Here is a 23,977-nt window from a genome sequence, read left to right on the forward strand (position 1 = left end):
CGCGCGAGGGGGCGCTCGTCGTCAACAACCTGATCCTGACGGTTGCCTGCGGCACGGTTCTGACCGGCACGCTTTATCCGCTGGTGCTGGAAACCTTGACCGGCGACAAGATCTCGGTCGGCCCGCCCTTCTTCAACCTGACCTTCGGCCTGCTGATGGCACCGCTGCTCGTCATCGTGCCCTTCGGGCCGCTGCTCGCCTGGAAGCGCGGCGATCTGCTCGGCGCCCTGCAGCGGCTTTATGTCGTGGCCGGCCTCGCCTTCGCCGCCGCCCTGGTCTTCTTCTATATCGAACATGGCGGTCCGGTCATGGCCGTGCTCGGCCTTGCCGCCGGTCTGTTCCTGATCCTGGGCGCGGCCGCCGATCTCTGGTATCGCGCCGGCATCGGCAAGGTGAAGGCCGATATTGCCTGGCGGCGGCTGACCGGCCTGCCGCGTTCGGCCTTCGGCACGGCGCTTGCCCATGCCGGCCTTGGCATCACCGTGCTCGGCATCGTCGCCGTGACCACCTTCCAGACCGAGCATGTGATCGAGATGAAGCAGGGCCAGGCGACGGAAGCCGGCGGCTACAGCATCGTCTTTGACGGCATGCAGCCGGCGACCGGCCCGAACTATACCGAGGATCGCGGCCACTTCTCGATCCGCCGCGCCGGCGCCGAGATCGCCGATGTCTGGTCGGCCAAGCGCCTCTACACCGCAAGGCAGATGCCGACGACGGAGGCCGGCATCCTGACCTTCGGCCTCAGCCAGCTCTATGTGTCGCTCGGCGACGCCACCCATGACGGCGGCATCGTCGTGCGCATCTGGTGGAAGCCGTTCATTCTGTGCATCTGGGGCGGGGCGCTCGTCATGGCGCTCGGCGGCTTCGTGTCGCTGACCGACCGGCGCCTGCGGGTCGGGGCGCCGAGCAGGAAGGCGAAGGCAAAGACCGGCAAGCCGGCAGCACCGGCCATGGAGCCGGCGGAATGATGCGGCGGCTCCTCCTCGCCCTGACCCTGTTGATGGCGGCCGCCCCGGCCTTCGCCGTCAACCCCGACGAGATGCTCGCCGACCCCGCCCTCGAAGCCCGCGCCCGGACGCTCTCAGCCGAACTGCGCTGCATGGTCTGCCAGAACCAGTCGATCGACGATTCCAACGCCGATCTCGCCAAGGATCTGCGCCTGCTCGTGCGTGAGCGCATCACCGATGGTGACAGCGACCAGCAGGTGCTGGACTATATCGTCTCGCGCTATGGCGAATTCGTCCTGCTGAAGCCGCGCTTTAGTCTGCGCACGCTGCTCCTCTGGGGCGCGCCCGTGCTGCTGATCCTCGCGGGTGGAGCTTCCCTCGTCGTCTTTGCCCGCAAGCGAGCCGGCAAGCCGACCGGAAGCAAACTCACGGCGGAAGAGCAGGAAAGGCTTGCGAAGTTGCTCGATCCGACACTGCGACTTTGACGGAGGTCAAGGTCGCTCCATTCGGTCCGCTTTACCCTGACCCTATCAGATGTTTCCGGGAAGAAGGTGCGCGCATGCAGGCCAAGGATATTATGACGAATAACGTGGTTTCGATCGGCCCTGCGGTTGGGGTCCGTCACGCCGTCGCGATGATGATACAGAACAATGTTAGCGGACTTCCCGTGGTTGACGATGAAGGGCGGGTCTGCGGGATTGTGACTGAAGGCGACCTGCTGCTGCGTCGCGAGATCCGACTTGCCCCGCGCGCCCAGCGTGGCGCGGAGGTTACGTCCGATGTCGATCTCGATCGCTACATTCGCGGCAACGGCTGGTCAGTCAGAGATATCATGTCACGCGACGTCATCGTTGCCAGCCCGGACAGTGAGGTCTCCGACATCGCCGAGAGCCTGGAGGTTCATCGCATCAAGCGTATTCCGATCGTCGAGGCCGGACGACTGGTCGGTATCATCAGCCGGCGCGATATTCTCGCTTTGATAGCAGACGCGCCGACCCCAAGGTTGCCGCGTGAGGACGACGCGATTCTCCTGGCGGTTCGCACACGCCTGAAATACGATCTCGGCGTGACGCCGCAAAGGGTCCGCGTCTCCGTCCGGAACGGGCAGATCGTCCTCGAAGGAAGTGTGGCGACCGACTTGCAACGCCGTGCCGTGCTGGCGCTCGTCGAGAATCTCGGATCGGGAGGTTGCCTCGATCGACTGCAGCTTGCCGCAGAGTGAGATCCGGAAAGCGGTCGCAACCGGCCTAAATTCCGATTGCTGAAGTGCTGCGAACGAGGGGCTTCCGGTCACCCGCCAGCAGCCAACGCCTTCTCGAGCACGAGACCGATTCCTGCAGACAGAGCCTTATCGTCGAGCGGGCCGACATGCTTGAACAGGATGCGGCCATCTCGCCCGATGGCAAAGGTTTCCGGCACGCCGTAGACTCCCCAATCGATCGCCTCCCGGCCAGTCGGATCGACCCCGACAGCAGCGTAAGGGTTTCCGTTGTCGCGCAGGAAGACCAGCGCGTTGCTGCTGTCGTCCTTGTAATTGATGCCCATCAGCTTGATGCGCCTGTCCTTGGACAGGCGCATGAGCGCGGCATGTTCCTGCCGGCAGGGGATGCACCATGACGCGAACACGTTGACGATCGCGACCTGGCCAGAAAGGCTGCCATTTCGAAAGCCAGGAGAGTGCAGACCGGCAAGCGGCGGCAAATCGATCGCAGGGTGTGCCTGGCCGATCAGTGCGGAGGGGAGGGTGGAGGGTGAATACCCCTCGGCCGCCTCTCGATAAAGTATGCGCCCGGCGGCGCCGGCGATCGTCGCAAAGACGAGCAGCGGCACTGCAGCCAGCATATAGCGGCGCACCTAGCGTGCCTCGCGCCGCGCGCTACGCCTGATCTTCGCCACCACCTCGACCTGCCGACGATAGGCGCGGCCCTGAAACCAGGTCGTTGCGCTGATGGCAATCATGACGGTGAGTCCGACGGCATAGGCTGCCAGAACATAATGCTGATGGGTCATTTCAATTTTCCCTTTGTGCTACGGCCCGCGCGGCCAGGCGGTGATGCGACATGAGTTTCCGTCGCCAGATCTCGTTCCTGATCGAGGCTACGTGGAGGGTAAAAAAGAGTGCCGCGAAGGCCAGCCCCATAGTCAGCAGCGGACGAAGGAATTCGATGTCCAGAGCGGGGCCATTCAGCCTCAGCACGCTTGCCGGCTGATGCAACGTGTTCCACCAGTCGACCGAGAACTTGATGATCGGAATGTTGATGAAGCCGACAATGATGAGAACTGCCGTGACACGAGCGGCGCGCGTCGGCTCGTCGATCGCACGGTTGATCGCCAACAGTCCGAGATACATCAGGAAAAGTACGAACATCGAAGTCAGGCGCGCGTCCCACACCCACCAGGTTCCCCACATCGGCTTGCCCCAGATTGCGCCTGTCACGAGCGATATGAAGGTAAAGGCAGCGCCGATCGGCACAGCAGCGCGCGCGGCGACATCGGCAAGCGGATGGTGCCATACCAGTGAGCCGGTGGCATTTACGGTCATCACCACATAGCAGAACATTGCCATCCACGCCGCCGGGACGTGGACATACATGATCCTGACTGTCTCGCCCTGCTGGTAATCGCCATCCGAGACAAAACTCAGATAGAGTCCGAGCGCCAAACAGAGGATGGTGGCGATCGTAAGTCCAGGCAGGACCCGATCCGCGAGTTCCAGAAATCTGGTGGGCTGCGAAAGCCCGGTGATGATGTCTTTGATGGGTCTGACATAGGTCATGGCCTGATCTAGCGTCCAAACCCCTCGCGTTAATTGACCCGGATCAACCTGCGGCTATTGGTGCGGTCACACGTCTCTATTTTCCTCAGGGTCCGGCCTCTGACCGTCAAAGCAGCGCTCGTACCGCGGCTTATTGAAGGACCTTCTGCCAACGCTCCGGCGGAACCGACTGGTAATTGATCGCGGTCAAAGACGACCGCCGCGCCAGTGCCCAAAAGGAGGCATTCAGTCCGGAGACTCTCACCTTGATGATTGCCGCGCACGACCGATCCGCCACTTCTTCCACCGACGAGATCGCAGGTTCCCGACCGCGGTCCGGAGAAAGGAATCCGCCCGTCTCCGGTCTCGTCCGGTTGCTGCCCCTGCTGCGACCCCACCGGGGCTTGTTACTGTCGGCACTCCTCTCGCTGGCGGCTGCAGCTCTGATCTCACTTGCCCTGCCGATGGCAGTCCGCCGGATGATCGATCATGGTTTTGGCCAGTCCGACGGCGGCTTCATCAACAACTATTTCCTGATGCTTCTTGGGCTCGCAATCGCGCTCGCCCTGGCAAGCGCCTGCCGCTATTATTTTGTCACGACGCTCGGCGAGCGCATCGTCAGCGATCTCCGTGTGAAAACCTTCCGGAACGTGACTCGTCTGCCGGCGAAGTTTTTTGACGCCAACAAATCCGGCGATATCGCATCGCGGCTGACGGCGGATGCCGCGCAGATCAAGTCCGCATTGAACCTCGCCGCATCGGTGGCCCTGCGCAATTCGTTGCTGTGCCTGGGCGCGCTGGTGATGATGTTCGTTACGAGCCCGGGCCTTTCCGCCATCACGTTGGGTGCCATCCCGCTCGTCATTGCGCCGCTCGTTCTTTTCGGCCGCTCGGTTCGCAGAAAATCGCGGGCGGCGCAGGACACGCTTGCTATCGCATCCGCCTTTGCCAGCGAAATCATCGCTGGAAGCCGAACGGTGCAGGCGTTCAACGGGGAGGCTGCGGCAAGCGACAGATATGCACGAGAAGTCGAGGCCTCCTACCGCACCGCCGTCTTTGCCGCCCGCTCTCGGGCGCTGCTGACCGCCGTTGCCATTGCCCTGATTTTCGGAAGCGTCGTCGGGGTTCTTTGGATCGGCGCCCATGATCTGCTTTCCGGAACGTTGTCGGCCGGCAGCCTCAGTCAATTCCTGCTCTATTCCGTCATCGCCGCCGGCTCGCTGGGTTCGCTCTCGGAGGTCTGGGGCGAGCTGGCACAGGCAGCGGGTTCGGCCGAACGGCTTTTCGAATTGTTCGATGAAAACGCCGGCGAGAGCGAGCCGGTCCCGCGTGCTCCACTCAGCCAGCCTGCAAAAGGCGCGATCGAAATCCGCGATCTGCATTTCGCCTATCCGGGCTCTCCCGACAGGCAAGTCCTCGCCGGCCTGTCAATGAGCGTCCGGCCCGGCGAGACCGTAGCACTGGTAGGTGCTTCGGGTTCGGGCAAGAGCACGATCTTTTCGCTCCTGCTCGGCTTCTACAGGGATTATTCCGGCAACATCTCTCTCGATGGCAGCGATGTGCGGGCAACCGCAACCGCTGAGGTCCGAAGTGAAATTGCTGTCGTGCCGCAGGATGTGACCATTTTTGCAACGACCATCGCGGACAATATCAGTCTCGGACGACCAGACGCATCGCAGGATGAGATCGCGGCCGCAGCGACAACGGCAAGGGCGCACGGGTTCATTTCCGATCTGCCAGACGGCTATCACACCGTCGTCGGCGAGCGTGGTCTGACGCTCTCTGGCGGCCAGCGGCAAAGACTCGCTATCGCCCGTGCTATTCTGAAGAACGCGCCGGTTCTTTTGCTGGATGAGGCCACGGCATCGCTCGACGCAGAAAACGAAATGCTCGTGCAAAAGGGGCTCGACGAGTTGATGAGCAATCGCACAACGATCGTGATTGCGCATCGGCTGGCGACAGTGCTCAAGGCGGATCGAATTCTGGTGATCGATGGCGGAAAGGTAGTCGAGGAGGGGACACACGCCGCCCTAGTGCGCAAGGGGGGAGCATATGCCAAGCTTGCCGAACTGCAGTTCGACCTCTCGGGGGCGGTGACGCTGGAGCATGATGCCGCGTGAGGCACCTGCGGTTGCCCCGCTTGCGATCATCGTGTGATGTTTATCCAACGTTCGCGCGCGGCAAATGGTCCATGCTGAAAGCTCAGACAGGCTTCATTCTCTCCTTATTGGTTGCGTCGGATCGCAGGCTGATTGTTTGGCAATCGGAAGCATTTGGGTCAGTGTCGGGCGAACAATGCCGCCCGGCAACCCGCGCCATGTTCGCGCATGGCGCAGAGGTTGTTACTACACTTGCTGCTCTGATGCGGGCCAGTTGACAAGCACGCCTTTTGATGAGAACAAAAAGCGAACAACAAGAAGGAGATCAGCGTTCGTGATACGTTTTGCGCCCAAGGCACAACAGGATACGGCTCCGCCAATCAAAATTGCAAAGTCGAACGTCGACATAAGATCCGACGTCGAGCTGGCGGAGACTTCCATCGCTGCCGTTAAGGATGGAACCAATAAGGTGGAAATGCCATCTGCGGCAGCGCCCGGGCCTGCGGCGCCGGCCGCAAAACTTCTTGAATTCTCAGGAGATCTGCCGCCGAAAGGCAGAAGGACGAGTTCCAGGAAGCGCAAAGAGATTACGAGCTCCAAGCCGCTCGAAATCAGCAGCCTGAGCCACGGTCAAAGCGCTGGCGAATTGCTGCTCGACCTCTGACGAGAGGCTTGAATACCGGTGCCGAAGGGCGTTCTTTTCGCTTTGAATACTCTGGGTCACGCCGCTTCGGTGGACGTGACCCGCGACCAGTTTCATTGCTAATTCAGCGCCGGTTCGCCAGCGGTAATGCGCTGCTCGCCCTCATCAAACAGGTGGACGGCATCATGGAGCGGAGCGATCCGCAGCACATCGCCAGGGGCTGCTCTGATCCGCTCCCGGAAGACGCAGCTGATCGTCTGCGCGCCAAGGCGGGCGATCACCAATGTCTCGGACCCCGTCGGCTCGACAACGGCAGTCGTCACTTCGATGCCGTTGGGGTCGAGCGTGAGATGCTCGGGGCGAATACCGTAGGTGACGGCACCGGACGGGCGCCGCTCGCTGGGCAGGATGAGCCCGTCTGCCGTCTGGAAACCTTCATTCGTCATGTTTCCCTTGATGAAGTTCATGGCGGGTGAGCCGATGAAGCCGGCAACGAAGAGGTTGCTCGGACGATCGTAGAGTTCGAGCGGCGAGCCCGACTGCTCGATCAGGCCGTCCTTCATCACGACGATCTTGTCTGCCATCGTCATCGCCTCGATCTGATCGTGCGTAACATAGATCGTCGTGGTCTTCAGCCGCTGGTGCAGTTCCTTGATCTCCGTGCGCATCTGGACGCGGAGCTTGGCATCGAGGTTCGACAGCGGCTCGTCGAAGAGGAAGACGGCAGGATCTCGAACGATCGCGCGGCCCATGGCGACACGCTGCCGCTGGCCGCCTGACAGCTGTTTCGGGTAGCGTTCGAGAAGAGCCTCCAGGCCGAGGATCTTTGCGGCATTGCCGACGCGTTGATCGATCTCCGTCCTCGGCATGCGCTTTAGCCGCAGTGAGAAGCCCATATTCTTGGCGACCGTCATGTGCGGATAGAGGGCATAGTTCTGGAACACCATGGCGATATCGCGATCCTTTGGCGCCAGCTCGTTGACGATATGCGTGCCGATCTGGATATCACCCGAGCTGATGTCCTCCAGGCCCGCGATCATCCTGAGCAGGGTGGATTTGCCGCAGCCCGAGGGGCCGACGAGAACGACGAACTCGCCGTCGCGGATATCGACCGACACACCCTTGATGGCTTTGAACGCGCCATAATCCTTGCGCGCATTGTTCACTCTGACATGAGCCATTTCCGTCCTCCGCGGTCACTATCAAAGCGTGTTCAAGACGTTTCTGAGGTAGGCAAGACCGAGGCGTTCTCCCTCTTTTCGGGCTTCGAGATCCTTGCCCGGCCAGCCGTAGGCAGCATCTTCGTGCTCGATCGAAAGCGTGCCGTCGAAACCGCCGGTCCGCGCCTGGCGCAGGAATCGCTGCCAGTCGAGGAGGCCGTGGCCCGGCAGCTTGTACTGCCACCAGCCCTTGCCGTGATAGCCGACAGCCTGCTGTGCGGCCGCATCGATTGCAGTATCCTTGGCATGAAGAATGGCAATGCGATCCTTGACCGCGTCCATTGCGGCATAGGGGTCTACGCCGATGCGGATGAGGTGCGATGGGTCGAATTCGAGACCGAAGCGCCGGTCAGGAATCCGCTTGAACAGTTCCTGCCAGCCCTTCGGCGTGGTTCCGATGAAGTTGTCCTTGGGGCCCGGCCAGTTTTCGATCGCGAAGACGAGGCCGCTCGACGTCGTCCTGCCAATCAGCCGGTTGGCGAATTCGGCAAAATCATCATAGTTAGCTTCATCGTCTGCATTGTCGTCACGGCCGGGAAAAATCACGAAGATCGGCACGCCCGCTTCGGCGATCGCGTGAGCAAATTCCTCCGTGCGGGCACGAAGCTCGCGGCGCTTGGCTCTGTCGGCATCGAGCTGATTGCCGAAATAGGTGATCGAGGAGACGAAGAGGTCACGGTCGCGGGCAAGTGCGACGGCGGCCCGCACTCTGTCTGGCGTCTTGATGTGGCCGGCGAGATCGATTTCGATCGCGTCGAAACCGGACGAGGCCGCAAAATCCACCACTTCCTCAAGCGGCCGGTCGTTGAATGTCGACGTATAAAAGCCAATCCTCATCAAAATCCTCCCAGTGGCCTTGCGGGCAGTTTCAATTGTTCAGGCGATCCATGAATTTGAGGGGCGAACGGGTGCGTTGAACGGCGTCAGCCGAGGCGAGCATCAGGGCGGCCGCCATCGGCATCGCTGCTGCTCCGAGCGCCGATGCGTCCTCGCCGATCGAGGCGCGATGCAGCGTGGGCAAAGTGGTGTCTTCGGCCGTCAGGTGTTCGTGAACGTAGCGCAGCAACTCGTCGATCATGCGGATCGGCAGCCGGCCGCCGATGATGATGGCGTCAGGATCGACGATCATGCCGATATGCTTGACCGCGACGGCCAGATGCGCGCTCATGTCCTTCAGCCACTTCGAGACGAGCGCCCTGCCATGTGCGTCGAGTGAAAGCAGGTCCTGGGGCACGCTTGCCCGGATGCCGTGTTCGGCCAGGAATTTATAGAGAAAGAGGAGCGTCACCATTTCGCCGAGAAGGTCGACCTTCTGCGCCGCCTTATCGCGGCCGTTGGCAATCGGCAGCCAGCCGATTTCGCCGCTGAGCGCCATGGCGCCGCGATGGCCATTGCCGTCGAGCACGAGGCCGCCGCCCAGACAGGCGTTGATCGCGATATAGAAGAAGCTGCGGCTTTCGGCCCCGAGCCCATAGTCAAGCTCGGCAAGGGCTGCGGCATTTGTCTCGTTTTCGATGAAGACCGGATGCTGCGTCAGGTTTTCAAGCGCAGCCCGCACGTCGAATTCCATCCATTCCGAATAGTCGTCGGGCATGCCGAGAAAGGTGATTTCGCCAAGCCAGTCCGGCATGGCGAGCCCTATACCAGCCAGATGCGCATCATCGATCAGGCGGCTCCGCTGGAAATGCGAGATAGCGTCCGCCGTCAGCTGCATGAATTCCGCCGGCCGGACGTGGCGCTTTTCGTGGTGCACACGAGCCCGGATATTACCGACGGCATCGACGGCGACGATTGTCAGATGATCGCGATCGATGTTGATGCCGATCGCGAAAAACGCATCGGGGTTGATCTCGAGTTCGATTGCCGGCTGGCCCCTCAGCCCATGCCGGCGGCGGGCCTCGATGATCAGGCCCTCGTCGAGCAAACGGTCGACGATCCGGGCGATCGCCGGCTTTGTAAAACCTGTCTGCCGGGCGATCTCGGCGCGCGAAATCGGAGCCTGTCGATGGATGCAGCGAAGGACGACCGCTCTGTTGTGCTCGCCCGCATCCTCGACATTGGCCCCCGTCAGGTCAGGAGACAGTCTGGCGCCGGTCATCTGGTTCATGGGTTGGGATCCTCTGTCAGCCACTCACGCAAGCAGGCTCTATCCCTTCACCGCGCCGCTGGTCATGGCGCCGAGGATCAGCCGCTGGAGCGACAGGAATGCCACGATCGCCGGCACGACGGAGATCAGGCAGGCGGCCGCAAGCAGCTGAATGGACGAGTCGGTCTGCATGCCACGGAAGTTAAAGATCCCGACGCCGATCGGCATCAGATTGTTTTGAGTGAGCAGAAGAAAAGGCACGAGGAATTGCGACCAGCCCGCAATCACGGTGATGATGAAGACGGAAGCGATACCAGGCGCCGAAAGCGGCAGGACGATCCGCCAGAAGACCGAAAATCGGTTGCATCCATCGATCATCGCCGCCTCGTCGAGACTGCGCGGAATGCCGTCAATCGTGCTTTTCAAAAGCCAGGTCGCGAGCGGCACGCCGAGGGCGATGTAGACCATCGTCACTGCGAAATGCGTATCGAGCAGGCCGAGACGGTTCATGTAGCGGTAAAGCGGTACCATAATGACGAGTGGCGAGATCATCTGGAACAGGAGGAGCCCCATCATCGACAGCCCCTTGCCGCGGAACTGGTAGCGGGAAAATGCGTAAGCTGCGGGCAACGCAACGATCAGAACGCCAAAACCGCTAAGTGCTGCGAGCTTCAGGCCGTTCCAGAGATAGATCGGGAAGTAGCTGTTGTTGAGCACGGTAATGAAATTGTCGATGGTCGGATTTTTAGGGATGTAGCGCGCCACACCCCGATAGATCTCGCGTCTGTCTCGCAAGGCCATCGACAGGAGGTAGCTGAGGGGGCCGGCGAAGAAGATGAACATCGCCAGCATGAAGAGGTAGCTTAAGAAATCACCGAAGCGCGTGCCGGTACGTCTGCTCATTGCTCTTCCTCCTTCGGCAGGAACGATGCGTAAACGAAGGCAAGCCCGAGGCTGATGATCAGCATCAGCACGGAGAGCACGCTACCGCCGGAAAGGTCGTAATTGCGGAAGACGATATTGAACACATAAAGCGAGATCACCTCGGTCGCGCGTCCGGGGCCGCCCCCTGTCAGTGTGATGATCGCGTCGAATGTGTTGAGCGTCATGATCGTGATGAGGATCATGTTGACGAGCATGGCCGCGCGCAGCTGGGGCAGCGTGATGAAGAAGAATTGTTGCGGGCCTGTTGCGCCATCGACGTCGGCCGCTTCGTAGAGCGAGGGGTCGATCGCTTTGAGGGCGGCATACATGACAACCATCGAGAAGGCCGTGCCACGCCAGATGTTGGAGATCAGCGCAGACCATGGGGCGATCGCCGGATCGGAAAGCCAGGCGACGGTTGGCAGGTGCATGAGCCGCAGGATGCTGTTCAGCGCCCCATAGGGGGCTTCGGAAAACAGCATCTGCCAGATGATGCCGCCGGCAATGCCAGGGACCACCCAGGCGACGAGTGCCGTGGTGCGCAGGATCGTGGTGCCGAAGAGGCCGCGTTTCTCGCCTCTGATGACGACGACGGCAACGGCGAGACCGAATATCTGCTGGCCGATGACGCTGCCGCCGACGAAGATGAGGGTCGCCCATAAGATGTCAGGCAACTGCGGCGAACTCAGCGCGTTCGAAATCGTGCCGAGCGTGTAGACCGGATTGTCGCCGATCAGCGTCGCATTGGTGAACGACAGGCGAAACACGTCGATGACAGGGTAGAGATAGAAGATGCCGATGACGATGATCACCGGCATGATCCAGGGCAAGGGTGCCCCGGCAAAACGGCGCATGAACGATCTGCTGTGAGGCGGGCTGGCAGCCTCGATGGCAATGGGGCTCATAGGGCTTCTCTGTCCGGGTTTGACATGACCGGCGACGCCCGTCATGGGCGCCGCCGCGATCTCAATCGTTAGAGACGCTTGTAAGCCTCCATCGTCGCGTTGAACGCAGCGTCCAGAGCCTCTTCCGGCTTCTTGGTGCCGGACAGCACGTCGCCCATCATGATCTGTATCTGGTTGGAGATTTCCGGATAGATCGGGGCGCCCGGACGGGCCTGACCGTTGACGAGAGCGCCGGCAAAGGTCTTGTTGGCGTCGGTTGCGAAGACATCGTACTTGTCAAAGAGCGACTTGCGCGTCGGCAGCTGCTGTTGAAGCGCATTGGCCGGTCCCATATAGACCTCGCGGGCAAGATTGGCGCACATCTCCACCTTGTCCTTGTCCTTGCTGAAGGAGGCGATCGTCCAGCCGCCGGTACCCGTGGAGCGCTGATCGGCGGTCGGGCCGGGGATCGGCGAGAAGGTCCATTTGGCAAATTCGTCCTCATCGAGCGTGACCTTCAGCTGGGCATATTGCCAGTTGCCGCCGATGAAGAGCGCCGTGGTTCCGGCTGCAGCGGCAGCATTGAGGTCGTCATAGTTGCCGATGGTCGTCACGCGCTTCGGTGCTGCTCCGGAATCGACGAGGTCCTTGTAGTAGTTAAGGGCTTTCAGGAATTTCTCCTTGTTTTCGCCCTCACCGAAGACTGGTTTACCGGAATCGTCGACGAGCTTGCCGCCGAGCGCCCAGTAGTTCGCCAACCAGTCGAAAGTGGATCCCTCGTATCGACCGGCATTGAAGAGGATGCCTTCCATGCCCTGCTCGACGGAAGAAAGTCCGGCCTTTTTCAGATCATCCCAGGTCTGCGGTGCATCGGCGACGATCGACTTGTTGCGGTAGAGCACACGAAGGTCCGTATCCCACCACCACGCGCGGATCGTCTGATCCTTGTCGGTAATGCCGTTGCGGATGAAGGGAAAGAGGTCGGCGACTTCCTCCTTCGAGAAATAGGGCGTGAAGTCGGCAAGCACATGATTGACCATGAACTGCGAGAGCACGAAGGAGTCGACCGCGGCGCAGTCAGGGGCATTGCCGGCCTTGGCCTGTTCCAGCATCTTGGCCTGTTCGGTGCCGATGTCAGCCGACATGAACTGCATCTGCAGCTTCCAGTCGGGATGCTTCTTGATGAAGTCGACAAAGAGCTTCTGATAACCGTCTGCGATTGCCGGATCGGCATTGTTGGGGCTGTCGTTGGTGAGCCGAACGACGAGGGTTTTCGGCGCATCGGCGGCGCCGATCCGGTCTTTGGTCGCAAGCTCCTGGGCAAATGCGGCAGGCACTGAAAATAACATTGTGCTCAGCGCTAGTGCGCTGATGAACGCTCTCTTCATGATGGGTCTCCTCCCCATTTTAAACGGATACAGCCTGGTGGTCGGTTGACCTCTCCTCATTTCCATGCTGCATTAGTTAGATTAAGTTACTTTGATTTGATGTCAAGCCGCAGCTTGGGAGGATTGAGATGCTGGCGACATTCAACACAAGCTAGCGGACCGCAGCCCCACTTCCCAATCACTGAAAAATCGAGCCATTGCGGCCATCCGCAATGGAGCGATGAGTTTTTGCCTCGGCTACGAGAGGATAGCCGAACCTGACATCTATGGAGGATCAGATGCGCTTACTCATTCTCGGCACTGGCGGAATGGCCAACCAGCATGCTGCAAATTTCAAGGCGATCGAAGGCGTCAGCGTGGTGGGCGGGGTCGATGTCGTGCCCGAGCGGCTGGCGGCCTTTTGTTCGGAACACGGTATTCCCAATCACTTCAGCTCCTTGGAGGAGGCGCTGGCCTGGGGCGAATTTGACGCCGTTGCCAATGTCACACCCGACCGCATTCATCACCCGACGACGCTTCAGGCGATTGCGGCGGGCAAGCATGTCTTCTGTGAAAAGCCACTGGCGACCGATGCCATCAAGGCGATGGAAATGACCGATGCCATCGAGAAAGCGGGTAAGGTCGGCATGGTCAATTTCACCTATCGCAATTCGCCTGCCCTGCAGAAGGGCCGGCAGATGGTGCTTGCCGGCGAGATCGGCGAGGTGCGGCACATTGAGGCGTCGCATCTGCAGAGCTGGCTCGTTGGCCGCCATTGGGGCGACTGGAAAACCGAGAGCAAATGGCTGTGGCGCCTCAGCAAGAAGCATGGATCGAACGGCGCGCTCGGTGATATCGGCATCCATATCGTCGATTTCGCGTCCTACGGTTCGGGGCTCGACGTCGCCCACGTCTTCGCGCGGTTGAAAACCTTCAACAAGGCGCCGGACCACAAGATCGGCGAATATGATCTCGATGCGAATGACAGCTTCACCATGAACGTCGATTTCACGACCGGCGCGATCGGCACCATTCAGGCGACGCGAACAGCTGCCGGCCAGATGGACCAGCTGCGTCTCCGGGTCTATGGCGAGACGGGTTCGATCGAGATGATCTATGACACTGGAAAGTCGACCCTTCGGGCCTGCCTCGGCGAAGACGTCCACACGGCAACATGGCGCGACATCCCCTTCGATCCGGTGGAGACGAACTACCAGCGCTTCGTGCAGGCCGTCCGGGCGGGCAAGACGCAGGAACCATCGTTCCGCAGGGCAGCGAATATCCAGAAGGTCCTCGACAAGGCGCTCGCATCGGATATCAGTCATATGGACGAGGCGCTTGCCTGAGCGAAGGCTGCGGCGTCAGGCCGAAACCGGCGGCAGCAGGGTGTTGAGGAAGGGCAGCAGTGCCGCCCCCAGCGCCACCCCGCCGCCGCTGAAGCTTGCCGGCTTCATCGGCGAAATCCAGGGCGTCAGGAAGGGGCGCTTCGAGGTGTCGCGGCGTTCGACGGAGAGCTGGTGGATCAGCGCTTCAATGACGCTTCGCGGCAGGTCGCCGCCGATCATGATGACTCCCGGCGCAACGAAGCCGGCCATCGCAATGATTGGATCAAGCAGGTGGCTTGCGGCATCACGGATCCACTGCGTCAATTGCGGGGAAGAGAGTTCTTCGCCCGCCATCAGCCGTCTGAACTCGTTATCGCTGACCAGCGCACGCAAAGCGCCGAAGCCGACAACGGTGTTCAATTGGACATTGTCGGGGCCTGTCAGCATCTCGCCGATGCTGCCTGCGCGACCGTGAACGCCCGAATAGGGAATTCCGCGAATGAGGAAACCGGCCTGTACGTCCTCGTCGATGATGATCATCGACAGTCCGCCTTCGGGAGCCGGCGTGCCGATGGTTCGTTCGGCAAGCAGGCTTACGGTGCACTCATTCTCCACATGACAAGGGGAAAGCCTCGATGCTGCGTTGAGCTCATCGCTTTCTTCTGCGCTCCAGTCGTTTGACCCGATCCCCAGGCCGATGATCGGCAGGCCGTCGTGCCGGCTGATCATGTTCTGGGTGGCCGAAAGGACGGACGTCACGCGCGTTGTCGGGACGAGGGGAAAATACTCGCGGTCATGAACCTGGCCGCTGAGGTCGATCAGAACGGCTTCGCCGCGATTTTGGCGGACCCTGACGCCGATCGAGAACGCGCCATCGGGCCGCAATGCAAATTCGGTGGCGGTTGCGCCGCTGCCTGCGCCGTTGCGGCGGTGCGACGTCACCAGGCCCTCGTCGCTCAGGCGGCGCAGAATATTGGTGATGCCCGGACCGGTGAGCCCGGAGTGCTGGCCAAGTTCCATGCGGGTCAACGGGCCGTGTCGACGGATCGCCTCCAGGATGACGCGGATATTTCTGTCGGCGATTTCTCCTGACCGCAGACCGATTGTTTTACCGCGTGCAACGGCCGTTTCTTCTGGCTGACGCCGCCGCGGCCCGGATCGAAGATACCGCATAACCGTCTTCCCTAAGCACCTGATTGCTTGTGTATCACCGGCAAAAGTCTCGCAACTTATTTCTTGCACGCTTGACTGCAAAACAAAGTTACTTAATCTAAGAAAAACCACGTGCCCGGTTGGAGGAGGAGGCGGGGACGCGGGGCTGCGGCCTATTGCCCGCCTTTCTCCCCGCCCGTCAGTTTGCTCGTTTCCGACAGGACCCGCCATGTCTCTCACCATTGCCCAACGTCTCGATCGTCTAAAGGTCCGTACGGCCGAACTCGCCCACTGGCGCGACAGGCAAAGCGTCCTGATCGACGGCTGGACCTTTGACGGTAAGCCGATCGCTCATCATCAGGACTGGCCGCACCGCAAGGGGACGGTGCATTTCGCGGCATCGGTGACCGTACCGCGCGACTGGCCGATCGATGAGGTTCGCCTGCGGCTCGATCTCGGTGGCGAGAGCCTGATCACGTTGCATTATTCCGGCGGCCAGGTAGAGACGTTCGGGCTCGATCCCTACCATCAGGAGTTCCCAATCAAAGACCGGGAATTCTCTATCAGCACAGAGAGCGTCGCACGCTTTCCGTTTGGAGAGCCGAACCGGGCACCGCGACTCAACGAGGCGCGGCTGATCCGGCTGGATGAGCCGGTCCACAAACTGCACCTCCTGTTGCGGCAGATCGGCGAGGCCGCTGCCGTACTCGAAAGCCATGAGGTCGTGCCGCATCTGATCGACGCGGCCGAACGGGCGCTGCGCAGCCTCGACTGGCCATCGGATACGTCAGCCTATATTTCGCGCACATCCGGCGCGGTGATGCAGCAAAAGATCTGGGAGTTGCCGGAACTCCAGGTAAATCCGGCCGGCCTTACCGAGGTACAGAGCGCTTCGGCAGGTGCTGCCCATGATGGACTGGTCGCACGACTGAAGGAACTCCAGGAACGCTTTCCGCCGAATGGGCAGTTGCTGCTCACCGGCCACGCCCATATCGACCTCGCCTGGCTATGGCCTTACGGCGAGACGCGCCGGAAGATGCGGCGCACCTTCAATACTGCGCTTTCGCTGATGGAGCGGTCGGACGACTTCCGCTTCAATCAGTCGACGGCCCATTATTATGCGCAGATGGAAGAGGATGATCCCGAGCTTCTCGAGCGGATCAAGAAGAAGGTCGCCGAAGGCAAATGGGAAACCGTCGGCGGCATGTGGGTCGAACCCGACACCAACATGCCGACGGGCGAGAGCCTCGCGCGGCAGGTCCTTTACGGGCAGCGCTATTTCGAGAAAAACTTCGGCTTGCGCCATACGGTCTGCTGGCTGCCGGATTGCTTCGGCTTCTCGGGTGCCTTGCCGCAGATTTTAAAGCTCGGCGGGATCGACAGCTTCTTCACCATCAAGGTGAACTGGAGCGAGACCAATCATATCCCATCCGATCTTTTTTGGTGGAAGGGGCTCGATGAAAGCAAGGTTCTGACCCATACCTTCGACAATCCCATGCACGGCTATAATGGTTTCGTGCAGCCGGATTGCTTCGTGCCGACGTGGAAGAATTTCCGCGGCAAGACGCAGCACGACACCTCGCTGCTGGCCGTCGGCTATGGCGACGGCGGCGGTGGCGTGACACCGGAGATGGTCGAACGCGAAGTGCAATTGCGCGACTTTCCGGCCATCCCCAGGGCGCGTTGGGGCACGGTGAAGGGATTTTACGAAAAAGCCCATCGCACGGCGACAGAAAAGGAGCTTCCGGTCTGGGATGGAGAAATCTATCTTGAACTGCACCGCGCGACGCTGACGTCGCAAAGCGGCGTCAAGCGCAAGCACCGGCAGGCCGAGCGGGCGCTTATAACGGCGGAGACGATTGCTTCGCTTGCCCATTTGCTGGGTGGCAGCAAACCACAAAGCCTGGAAGCGGATTGGCGCGTCGTCCTGAAGAACGAGTTTCACGATATCCTGCCGGGCTCGAGCATCCGCGAAGTTTATATCGATGCCGAGCGAGAACTCGACGGCGTCATAGGCAATGCCAGGGCTGAACAGGCCAGGGTTCTGAAGACGCTATCCACTCATCTTCCGGCGGGTGGCGTGGCCGATGCGCTGGTCGTCGTCAACCCGTCGCTCGCGCCGCGGCCACTCACCGCGAAGCTTTCCGATGGCACGGTCCTGTCGTCTGCCGATCCCGTGGCACCTCTTTCCGTGGCTGTTTTCGACCGCAAGGCGTTGAAGCCCGCCGGACTCCTGAAAGCCGATACCCACAGTCTCGAAAACGAGCATCTGTCGGTCGTCATTGGCAAGGATGGCGCCGTTTCGAGCCTTGTTCACAAAGCAACGGGTAGGGAGGCCATCGAGGGTTCGGCAAATCAGCTCTGGGTCTATCCTGCCGATAAGCCGCGCAACTGGGATGCCTGGGACGTCGATGCCGACTATGCCGAAAAAGCTGTCCGTCTTGAGGCGCCGCAGAGCATTACGCTCGTCGAACAGGGGCCGCATCGTGCCGCGATCCGCGTCGTCCATCGATACCGGGACTCGACGGTTACCCAGCTTTACGTGCTGTGCGCCAATGCGCGCCGGCTCGATATCGAAACCACGATCGATTGGCATGATCGGCGGACCCTCCTGAGAACCCTGAACCCGGTGGCCGTGCGGTCTCGCATCGCCACCTTCGAATGCGCCTTCGGTATCGTCGAGCGCCAGACGCACACCAACACGTCGTGGGAACAGGCGATGTTCGAGGCTGCCGCACATCGATTCGTCGATCTCAGCGAGCCGGGCTTTGGCGTTGCTCTGCTCAACAATGCCAAATACGGACACAGCGCTCGGGGCAATGTCATCGGCATGAGCCTCGTGCGCTCGCCAATCTATCCCGATCCGCTCGCCGACGAAGGGGAGCAGAACTTCACCTATGCGCTGATGCCGCATGAAGGTGCCTGGCATGAAGGAGATGTCCTGCAGGAAGCGATTGATCTCAATCAGCCGCTGGTCACCGTCGAGGCGACTGGGCTTTCGGCGGGCACATTATCGCCCCTCGGTGTGCAGGGCATACCGGTTGCCATTTCGGGGCTGAAACCGGCAGAGGAGGGCGAAGGCCTTATCCTGCGGCTTTACGAGCCTGCGGGCCGGCGCGGTCGTCTTTCAATCGCCTTGCCCTCGGGGTGGCAGGCTTCAGGACCTCTGAACATCCTAGAAGAGCCGATCGAACGTGCGGGACCTGCCGACATCATGCCCTTTGAAATTCGGACTTGGCGGCTGCAGCAAAACTAGCCGCAACCATCTTTGGGACTTGTCATTACGCGTTTCGAACCCATTGTCGATCGCTCGTGAGGAGCGATCGCGGCGTGTGTGAATGTCTCAATCGAACCCGGAACGAGCCACGGTCGGCGAGATGACCATTGGATGAGGCGTTCGTGGCGAGATTTCAACATGTCGCAGTAGCCCAGTCCGCATCGGGCACTATCTTCGGTTTGTCCTTTCACCCAGACCTGAGGAAACGATCATGACGGAATCCGTGAAGTCTGTACCGGCGCCCCGCGATCAACACCTGCGCGACATGGCCAATTGCATCCGGTTTCTCTCGATGGACGCCGTCGAGAAGGCCAAGAGCGGGCATCCGGGCATGCCGATGGGCATGGCCGACATTGCTGTCGTGCTCTTTTCCGAATTTCTGAAATTCGATGCCGAAGATCCCTACTGGTTCGACCGGGACCGTTTCCTGATCTCCAACGGTCATGGCTCGATGCTGCTCTACAGCCTGCTCTATCTGACCGGCTATCGGGACATGACGATCGACGAAATCAAGAATTTTCGCCAGATCGGCAGCAGAACGGCGGGGCACCCGGAATATCACCATGCTACGGGGATCGAAACGACCACGGGTCCGCTCGGACAGGGCATTGCCAATTCGGTCGGCTTCGCACTTGCCGAGCGCATCATGAACGCCAGGTTCGGTGACGATCTATCCAACCACTATACCTACGTGTTCCTCGGCGACGGATGCCTGATGGAAGGCATCAGCCAGGAGGCCATATCGCTGGCCGGCCATCTGAAGCTCGGCAAGCTGATCGCGTTCTGGGACAATAACTCGATATCGATCGACGGCGCGACGAGCCTGGCGGAATCCGACGATCAGCCGGCGCGGTTTCGTGCGTCGAACTGGCATGTTCAGGAAATCGACGGCCACGATACCGACGCCATCCGCAATGCGATCGTCGAAGCCCAACGGGTCACCGATCGCCCGTCCATGATCGCGTGCAAGACCATCATCGGCTTCGGCTTTCCGACCCGCGCCGGCACGCAGAAGGCCCATAGCGACGCCCCCGGCGAAGAGGAGATTGCCGGCGCCCGCAAGATACTCGGCTGGAATGCGCCACCTTTCGAGATTCCGTCCAACCTGTTGGAAGACTGGAGAAAGATTGGCGCGAAGGGACGCAATGCCCGAATGGCCTGGGCGGTCCGGGTCCAGACGGCGAAGGCTGACATTCGCGCTGATTTCGAACGCCGCATGAAGGGTGAACTGCCCTCGGACTGGACGAAGGCGATCGAGGCGGCAAAAGAAGAGCTTCTCTCTGCTGAAAAGGACCTTGCGACCAGGCAGGCGAGCGGGATTGTGCTCAACCATCTCGCAGAAGCGCTCCCTGAGCTCATCGGCGGATCGGCAGACCTGACGCCTTCCAACAATACGAAGGCCAAATCCATGATCGAGATCGCGCCTGGCCAATATAATGGCTCCTACATTCACTATGGCGTGCGTGAGCATGGCATGGCTGCAGCCATCAACGGGATCGCTCTTCATGGCGGGCTGATCCCCTATGGCGGCACCTTCCTGACCTTCTCCGATTATGCGCGCCCCTCCATTCGACTGGCGGCGATGATGGAGGTGCGGTCGATCTTCGTGATGACGCATGACTCGATCGGCCTCGGCGAGGACGGCCCGACACATCAGCCGGTCGAACATCTGACGGCGCTGCGCGCCATTCCGGGCCTTGCCGTATTCCGCCCGGGAGATCCGATCGAGACGGCGGAATGCTGGCAGGCCATTCTCGACGCCCCGCGGCGGGCTGCGCTGATTGCGCTGTCCCGCCAGCCCATGCCGCTTCTGAGAAAGGAGCCGGGCTCCGAAAACCTGTCGGCAAAAGGCGGATATGTTCTCCTTGAAGCTGCGGGCGGCGAGCGTCAGCTGACGATCATGTCGACCGGGTCGGAATTGCACCTCGCCGCTGAGGCAAGAGCCAGGCTCCAGGCGGAAGGCATTCCAACTGCAGTTGTCTCCATCCCCTGCCGACTGCTGTTCGAGGCGCAGACGCCCGACTATAAGCGCGCGGTTCTCGGGCAGGGAACGGCGCGTGTCGCGGTGGAAGCGGCCGTCCGGGACAGTTGGGACCGATATCTCGGGCTCGACGGCAGGTTCGTCGGAATGCACAGCTTCGGCGCGTCGGGCAAAATCGGCGACGTCTACGAGAAGTTCGGCATCACCACCGATGCGGTGACGAGCGCAGCAAAAGATGCGCTCCGCTCTCTGCTTCGATGAGTGGTTGGCGATCCGCGTCCTGAAAGCAGCGTCCCGATGCTGTTTGTAAAGGCGCTCGGCCATCGGCGAGGGACGTGTCAGGCCGCCGTCATCGGCACGTTCTTCAGCAGTGGCCGAACCAATTCGCATTTCGACGGATTTGCGCGTGCCATGGACCCTCTGGGCTTTTCAGTCGAGAAAGTTTTGAGCGAAATTGCTCGCCCAGCCTTCCTTAAGGCCGATCGGCTAGCGATGCATCGCTTATGGTCGCAGCCGCCTCGCACACAGACTGGATCAATGCGGCGGCTCGAAAACCGTCATCCATGCCCTATACTTTGATCCACTTCTTCCGACAGGGTCATCGGGCGTAATAATCCTCGTGCCGATCCTTACGCGTTTCAGTTCCCGACTTTATGGAGGTTCTTGTGTCCGTCTCAGATGATCAGATACTCACATTGCAAGTTGCAAACATGAGACCGCAGGATGCGGGAACAAGCATTGCGCGCCTATCTTCGAGCGCGATGAGCAAGCTTGGTATTCGAGAGGGTGACCTCATCGAACTTATCGGCAAGCGCCATACGGCTGCGGTCGCGATGCGTCCCTATCCCGATGACGAGGGATTGAACATTGTGCGCCTCGATGGCCTGCAACGCGTAAATGCCGGAGTGACGAGCGGAGACCACATCGAAATCCGCAAAGCCGAGGCGCGTCCGGCGACGAAGGTGGTTCTGGCGCCGGCGCAGAAGAATTTGGTGCTACAGGGATCAGGTGAGGCTCTGCAGCGAACTTTCCTCCAGATGCCGATGGTTGCGGGAGACGTCGTTTCGACATCGGTGCAGCAACGAATAAGGGATCCACGGTTCAATCTTCCGGCTTACGGTCTTCAGGAAATCAGGCTCGTTGTCGTCTCGACGCAGCCTCGTGGCATCGTCCAGATGACAGAGCAGACCACAGTCGAGCTGCGTCCGCAGTTCGAGGAGCCGAAGGAGGCACGCCGCGCGGACGTCACCTACGATGATATTGGCGGTCTAGGCTCGTCCGTCGAACAGGTCCGCGAGATGGTGGAACTGCCCTTGCGCCATCCGGAGCTCTTTCAGCGCCTCGGCATCGACCCGCCGAAGGGCGTATTGCTCTACGGGCCTCCGGGAACCGGCAAGACCCTTCTTGCCCGGGCCGTCGCCAACGAGACGGAGGCCAATTTCTACCATATCGCCGGACCCGAAATCATGGGCAGCCGATACGGCGAGTCCGAGGAACGGCTGAGGCAGGTCTTCCAGGAAGCCTCGCAGAACGCTCCTTCCATAATCTTCATCGACGAGATCGACTCCATCGCGCCGAAGCGTGAACAGGTCACTGGCGAGGTCGAGCGACGTATCGTTGCCCAACTCCTGACTTTGATGGATGGGCTGGAGCCCCGGCAGAATATTGTCGTTATCGGTGCGACCAACAGGCGCGACGCGATCGATGAGGCGCTGCGGCGTCCGGGACGCTTTGATCGCGAGATTGTCATCGGCGTTCCAGACCAGAACGGGCGGCGCGAAGTCCTGGCCATCCACACCCGTGGCATGCCGCTTGCGGAAGATACCGATCTCGACGAAATCGCCAGAACGACCTACGGTTTCGTCGGCGCGGATCTGGGGGCACTCGTTCGCGAAGCAGCGATGGATGCGTTGCGACGTGTGCTGCCGGACATCAATCTTCGGGAAGGTATTCCGAGTGAGGTTCTGGAGAAGCTGACGGTTTCGCAGGATGACTTCCTGTCGGCGATGAAGCGTATTCAACCATCGGCTCTGCGTGAGATCATGATCCAGGCACCCAACGTGCGCTGGGAGGACGTCGGCGGACTGGACGAAGCACAGATGAAGCTGAAGGAGGGTGTGGAGCTGCCGCTGCGCGCACCGCAGTCCTTCAAGCGGATGGGCATTCGCCCCGCCAAGGGCTTCCTGCTCTTCGGGCCTCCGGGAACCGGCAAGACGCTGCTCGCAAAAGCCGTGGCGCGCGAGGCTGAAGCCAATTTCGTGGCGACGAAGTCATCCGACCTTCTGTCGAAATGGTATGGCGAATCCGAACAGCAGGTTTCGCGGCTGTTCGAGCGCGCCAGGCAGGTCGCCCCGACGGTTATCTTTATCGATGAGATCGACTCGCTTGCTCCGGCCCGTGGCGGAGGCTTGGGTGAGCCGGCGGTAACCGAACGCGTGGTCAACACGCTTCTGGCAGAGATGGATGGTCTGGAGGACATGCAGGGCGTCGTTGTCATGGCGGCGACCAACCGGCCAAATCTTCTCGATCCCGCGCTTCTGAGACCGGGCCGTTTTGACGAACTGGTCTACGTTCCGGTCCCTGATGCCAAAGCGCGGCGGAAAATCCTCGGTATCCATACGAAGAAGATGCCATTGGCTGACAATGTCGATTTGGATGAACTCGCCGAACAGACCGTGCGCTTTACCGGGGCCGACCTTGAGGACTTGACGCGTCGCGCTGGACTCATCGCGCTGCGAACTTCGCTCGACGCTTCCACCGTGACCAAAGAGGATTTCTCCAAGGCGCTCCAGGAAGTCCGCCCGTCCGTCACCCCGGAAATGGAGCAGGAATACGAGGAGATGCTGCGGACGTTGCGGCAAGAAAGCCCGCAGCGACGGCAAATCGGTTTTACCCCACTGCGGCAGGCTGCGGAGTAAAGACGATGGAGGCGGCCAAACCTCGGTTTTTATTTCCTGAAGGATGACGAACCCCGTCCACGGCAACCCCGTCCGGTCCTGGAACCCCGTCCATCAACGGCAGATTCTGGACGGGGTTCACAGAGGTGGAGGGTGTATGGACGGGGTAACCCCATCCGGCTTAGGCGGTTGATTCGAAATGATTATCGTCTGCTGGAGGGGGTGGACGGGGTTGTTTGCTGAAAGGTGTCGGAAACGAGTTATGCGGCTTGTAAACGGCGAAATACAGGGTGTTTCCGGAGACTCTTGGGAAATGCGTTTTAACCCCGTCCACCACCTCCGCGCATCGTCGCCTCCAATCTCTTGGTCTGACGCGCAACCCGGTCGAGCGGACCAAGGAAGCCAGCTGTAGGCCCGGCA

Annotated in this window: 19 protein-coding genes; 9 read left to right on the top strand and 10 right to left on the bottom strand. The window is 60.7% G+C overall.

Annotated elements, in window-relative coordinates:
• The 3 genes from EV281_RS30735 to EV281_RS30745 form a co-directional block, all read left to right on the top strand.
• Positions 1-968, top strand: a 968-nt coding sequence (locus tag EV281_RS30735) for a cytochrome c-type biogenesis CcmF C-terminal domain-containing protein (protein ID WP_281027949.1), incomplete at its 5' end; no start/stop codon positions are given.
• The gene (locus EV281_RS30740) at positions 965-1,432 is read left to right on the top strand and encodes a cytochrome c-type biogenesis protein (protein WP_132658618.1); all 468 of its coding nucleotides are present in this window, start codon (positions 965-967) and stop codon (positions 1,430-1,432) included. The genes EV281_RS30735 and EV281_RS30740, both read left to right, overlap by 4 nt.
• 74 nt (positions 1,433-1,506) lie before the next feature.
• On the top strand, positions 1,507-2,169 hold the full coding sequence (locus EV281_RS30745) for a CBS domain-containing protein (RefSeq protein ID WP_132658619.1): 663 nt from the start codon (positions 1,507-1,509) through the stop codon (positions 2,167-2,169).
• Between the two features lie 68 nt (positions 2,170-2,237).
• On the opposite strand, the gene EV281_RS30750 is transcribed toward EV281_RS30745, so the two are convergent.
• The 3 genes from EV281_RS30750 to EV281_RS30755 are packed head-to-tail and all read right to left on the bottom strand — an operon-like array spanning position 2,238 to position 3,723.
• On the bottom strand, positions 2,238-2,801 hold the full coding sequence (locus tag EV281_RS30750) for a DsbE family thiol:disulfide interchange protein (protein ID WP_245508418.1): 564 nt from the start codon (positions 2,799-2,801) through the stop codon (positions 2,238-2,240).
• Positions 2,802-2,957, bottom strand: a complete 156-nt coding sequence (locus EV281_RS31395; protein WP_165912019.1) for a heme exporter protein CcmD — start codon at positions 2,955-2,957, stop codon at positions 2,802-2,804.
• 1 nt (position 2,958) lies between these two features.
• Positions 2,959-3,723, bottom strand: a complete 765-nt coding sequence (locus tag EV281_RS30755; protein WP_132658620.1) for a heme ABC transporter permease — start codon at positions 3,721-3,723, stop codon at positions 2,959-2,961.
• Positions 3,724-3,971: 248 nt separating this feature from the next.
• Between EV281_RS30755 and EV281_RS30760 the strand changes: the two genes are divergently transcribed.
• Together EV281_RS30760 and EV281_RS30765 are read left to right on the top strand one after the other, a co-directional pair.
• Entirely contained in the window at positions 3,972-5,822 is a 1,851-nt protein-coding gene (locus EV281_RS30760; protein WP_132658645.1) for an ABC transporter transmembrane domain-containing protein, read from the top strand.
• A gap of 253 nt (positions 5,823-6,075) precedes the next feature.
• Entirely contained in the window at positions 6,076-6,465 is a 390-nt protein-coding gene (locus tag EV281_RS30765) for a hypothetical protein (RefSeq protein WP_210288349.1), read from the top strand.
• A 98-nt stretch (positions 6,466-6,563) separates the two neighbouring features.
• On the opposite strand, the gene ugpC is transcribed toward EV281_RS30765, so the two are convergent.
• The 6 genes from ugpC to EV281_RS30795 all read right to left on the bottom strand — a co-directional run bounded on the left by ugpC (position 6,564) and on the right by EV281_RS30795 (position 12,946).
• A complete protein-coding gene (ugpC, locus tag EV281_RS30770; protein WP_132658621.1) occupies positions 6,564-7,625 on the bottom strand; it encodes a sn-glycerol-3-phosphate ABC transporter ATP-binding protein UgpC in 1,062 nt (353 codons plus the stop codon).
• Positions 7,626-7,646: 21 nt separating this feature from the next.
• A complete protein-coding gene (locus EV281_RS30775; RefSeq protein ID WP_132658622.1) occupies positions 7,647-8,501 on the bottom strand; it encodes a sugar phosphate isomerase/epimerase in 855 nt (284 codons plus the stop codon).
• A 31-nt stretch (positions 8,502-8,532) separates the two neighbouring features.
• On the bottom strand, positions 8,533-9,771 hold the full coding sequence (locus tag EV281_RS30780) for an ROK family transcriptional regulator (protein ID WP_132658623.1): 1,239 nt from the start codon (positions 9,769-9,771) through the stop codon (positions 8,533-8,535).
• Between the two features lie 39 nt (positions 9,772-9,810).
• The gene (locus EV281_RS30785; protein ID WP_132658624.1) at positions 9,811-10,653 is read right to left on the bottom strand and encodes a carbohydrate ABC transporter permease; all 843 of its coding nucleotides are present in this window, start codon (positions 10,651-10,653) and stop codon (positions 9,811-9,813) included.
• The gene (locus EV281_RS30790) at positions 10,650-11,579 is read right to left on the bottom strand and encodes a sugar ABC transporter permease (protein ID WP_132658625.1); all 930 of its coding nucleotides are present in this window, start codon (positions 11,577-11,579) and stop codon (positions 10,650-10,652) included. The genes EV281_RS30785 and EV281_RS30790 overlap by 4 nt, the downstream gene beginning before the upstream one ends.
• A gap of 68 nt (positions 11,580-11,647) precedes the next feature.
• On the bottom strand, positions 11,648-12,946 hold the full coding sequence (locus EV281_RS30795) for an extracellular solute-binding protein (RefSeq protein ID WP_132658626.1): 1,299 nt from the start codon (positions 12,944-12,946) through the stop codon (positions 11,648-11,650).
• A gap of 278 nt (positions 12,947-13,224) precedes the next feature.
• Between EV281_RS30795 and EV281_RS30800 the strand changes: the two genes are divergently transcribed.
• Positions 13,225-14,271 carry a Gfo/Idh/MocA family oxidoreductase gene (locus tag EV281_RS30800; RefSeq protein WP_132658627.1) on the top strand — a complete coding sequence of 349 codons (1,047 nt, stop codon included), beginning with the start codon at positions 13,225-13,227 and terminating at the stop codon, positions 14,269-14,271.
• Between the two features lie 15 nt (positions 14,272-14,286).
• Here EV281_RS30800 and EV281_RS30805 read toward each other — a convergent pair whose 3' ends face one another.
• Entirely contained in the window at positions 14,287-15,423 is a 1,137-nt protein-coding gene (locus tag EV281_RS30805) for an ROK family transcriptional regulator (RefSeq protein ID WP_132658628.1), read from the bottom strand.
• A 208-nt stretch (positions 15,424-15,631) separates the two neighbouring features.
• On the opposite strand from EV281_RS30805, the gene EV281_RS30810 reads away from it, so the two are divergent.
• From EV281_RS30810 to EV281_RS30820, 3 genes are all read left to right on the top strand, one after another.
• Positions 15,632-18,658 carry a glycoside hydrolase family 38 C-terminal domain-containing protein gene (locus tag EV281_RS30810; RefSeq protein ID WP_132658629.1) on the top strand — a complete coding sequence of 1,009 codons (3,027 nt, stop codon included), beginning with the start codon at positions 15,632-15,634 and terminating at the stop codon, positions 18,656-18,658.
• Positions 18,659-18,890: 232 nt separating this feature from the next.
• Positions 18,891-20,921, top strand: a complete 2,031-nt coding sequence (gene tkt / locus EV281_RS30815; protein ID WP_132658630.1) for a transketolase — start codon at positions 18,891-18,893, stop codon at positions 20,919-20,921.
• 404 nt (positions 20,922-21,325) lie between these two features.
• Entirely contained in the window at positions 21,326-23,578 is a 2,253-nt protein-coding gene (locus EV281_RS30820) for a CDC48 family AAA ATPase (RefSeq protein WP_132658631.1), read from the top strand.
• Positions 23,579-23,977 lie beyond the last annotated feature (399 nt).

The organism is Rhizobium sp. BK418, assembly GCF_004341105.1.
Classification (GTDB): Bacteria; Pseudomonadota; Alphaproteobacteria; order Rhizobiales; family Rhizobiaceae; genus Rhizobium.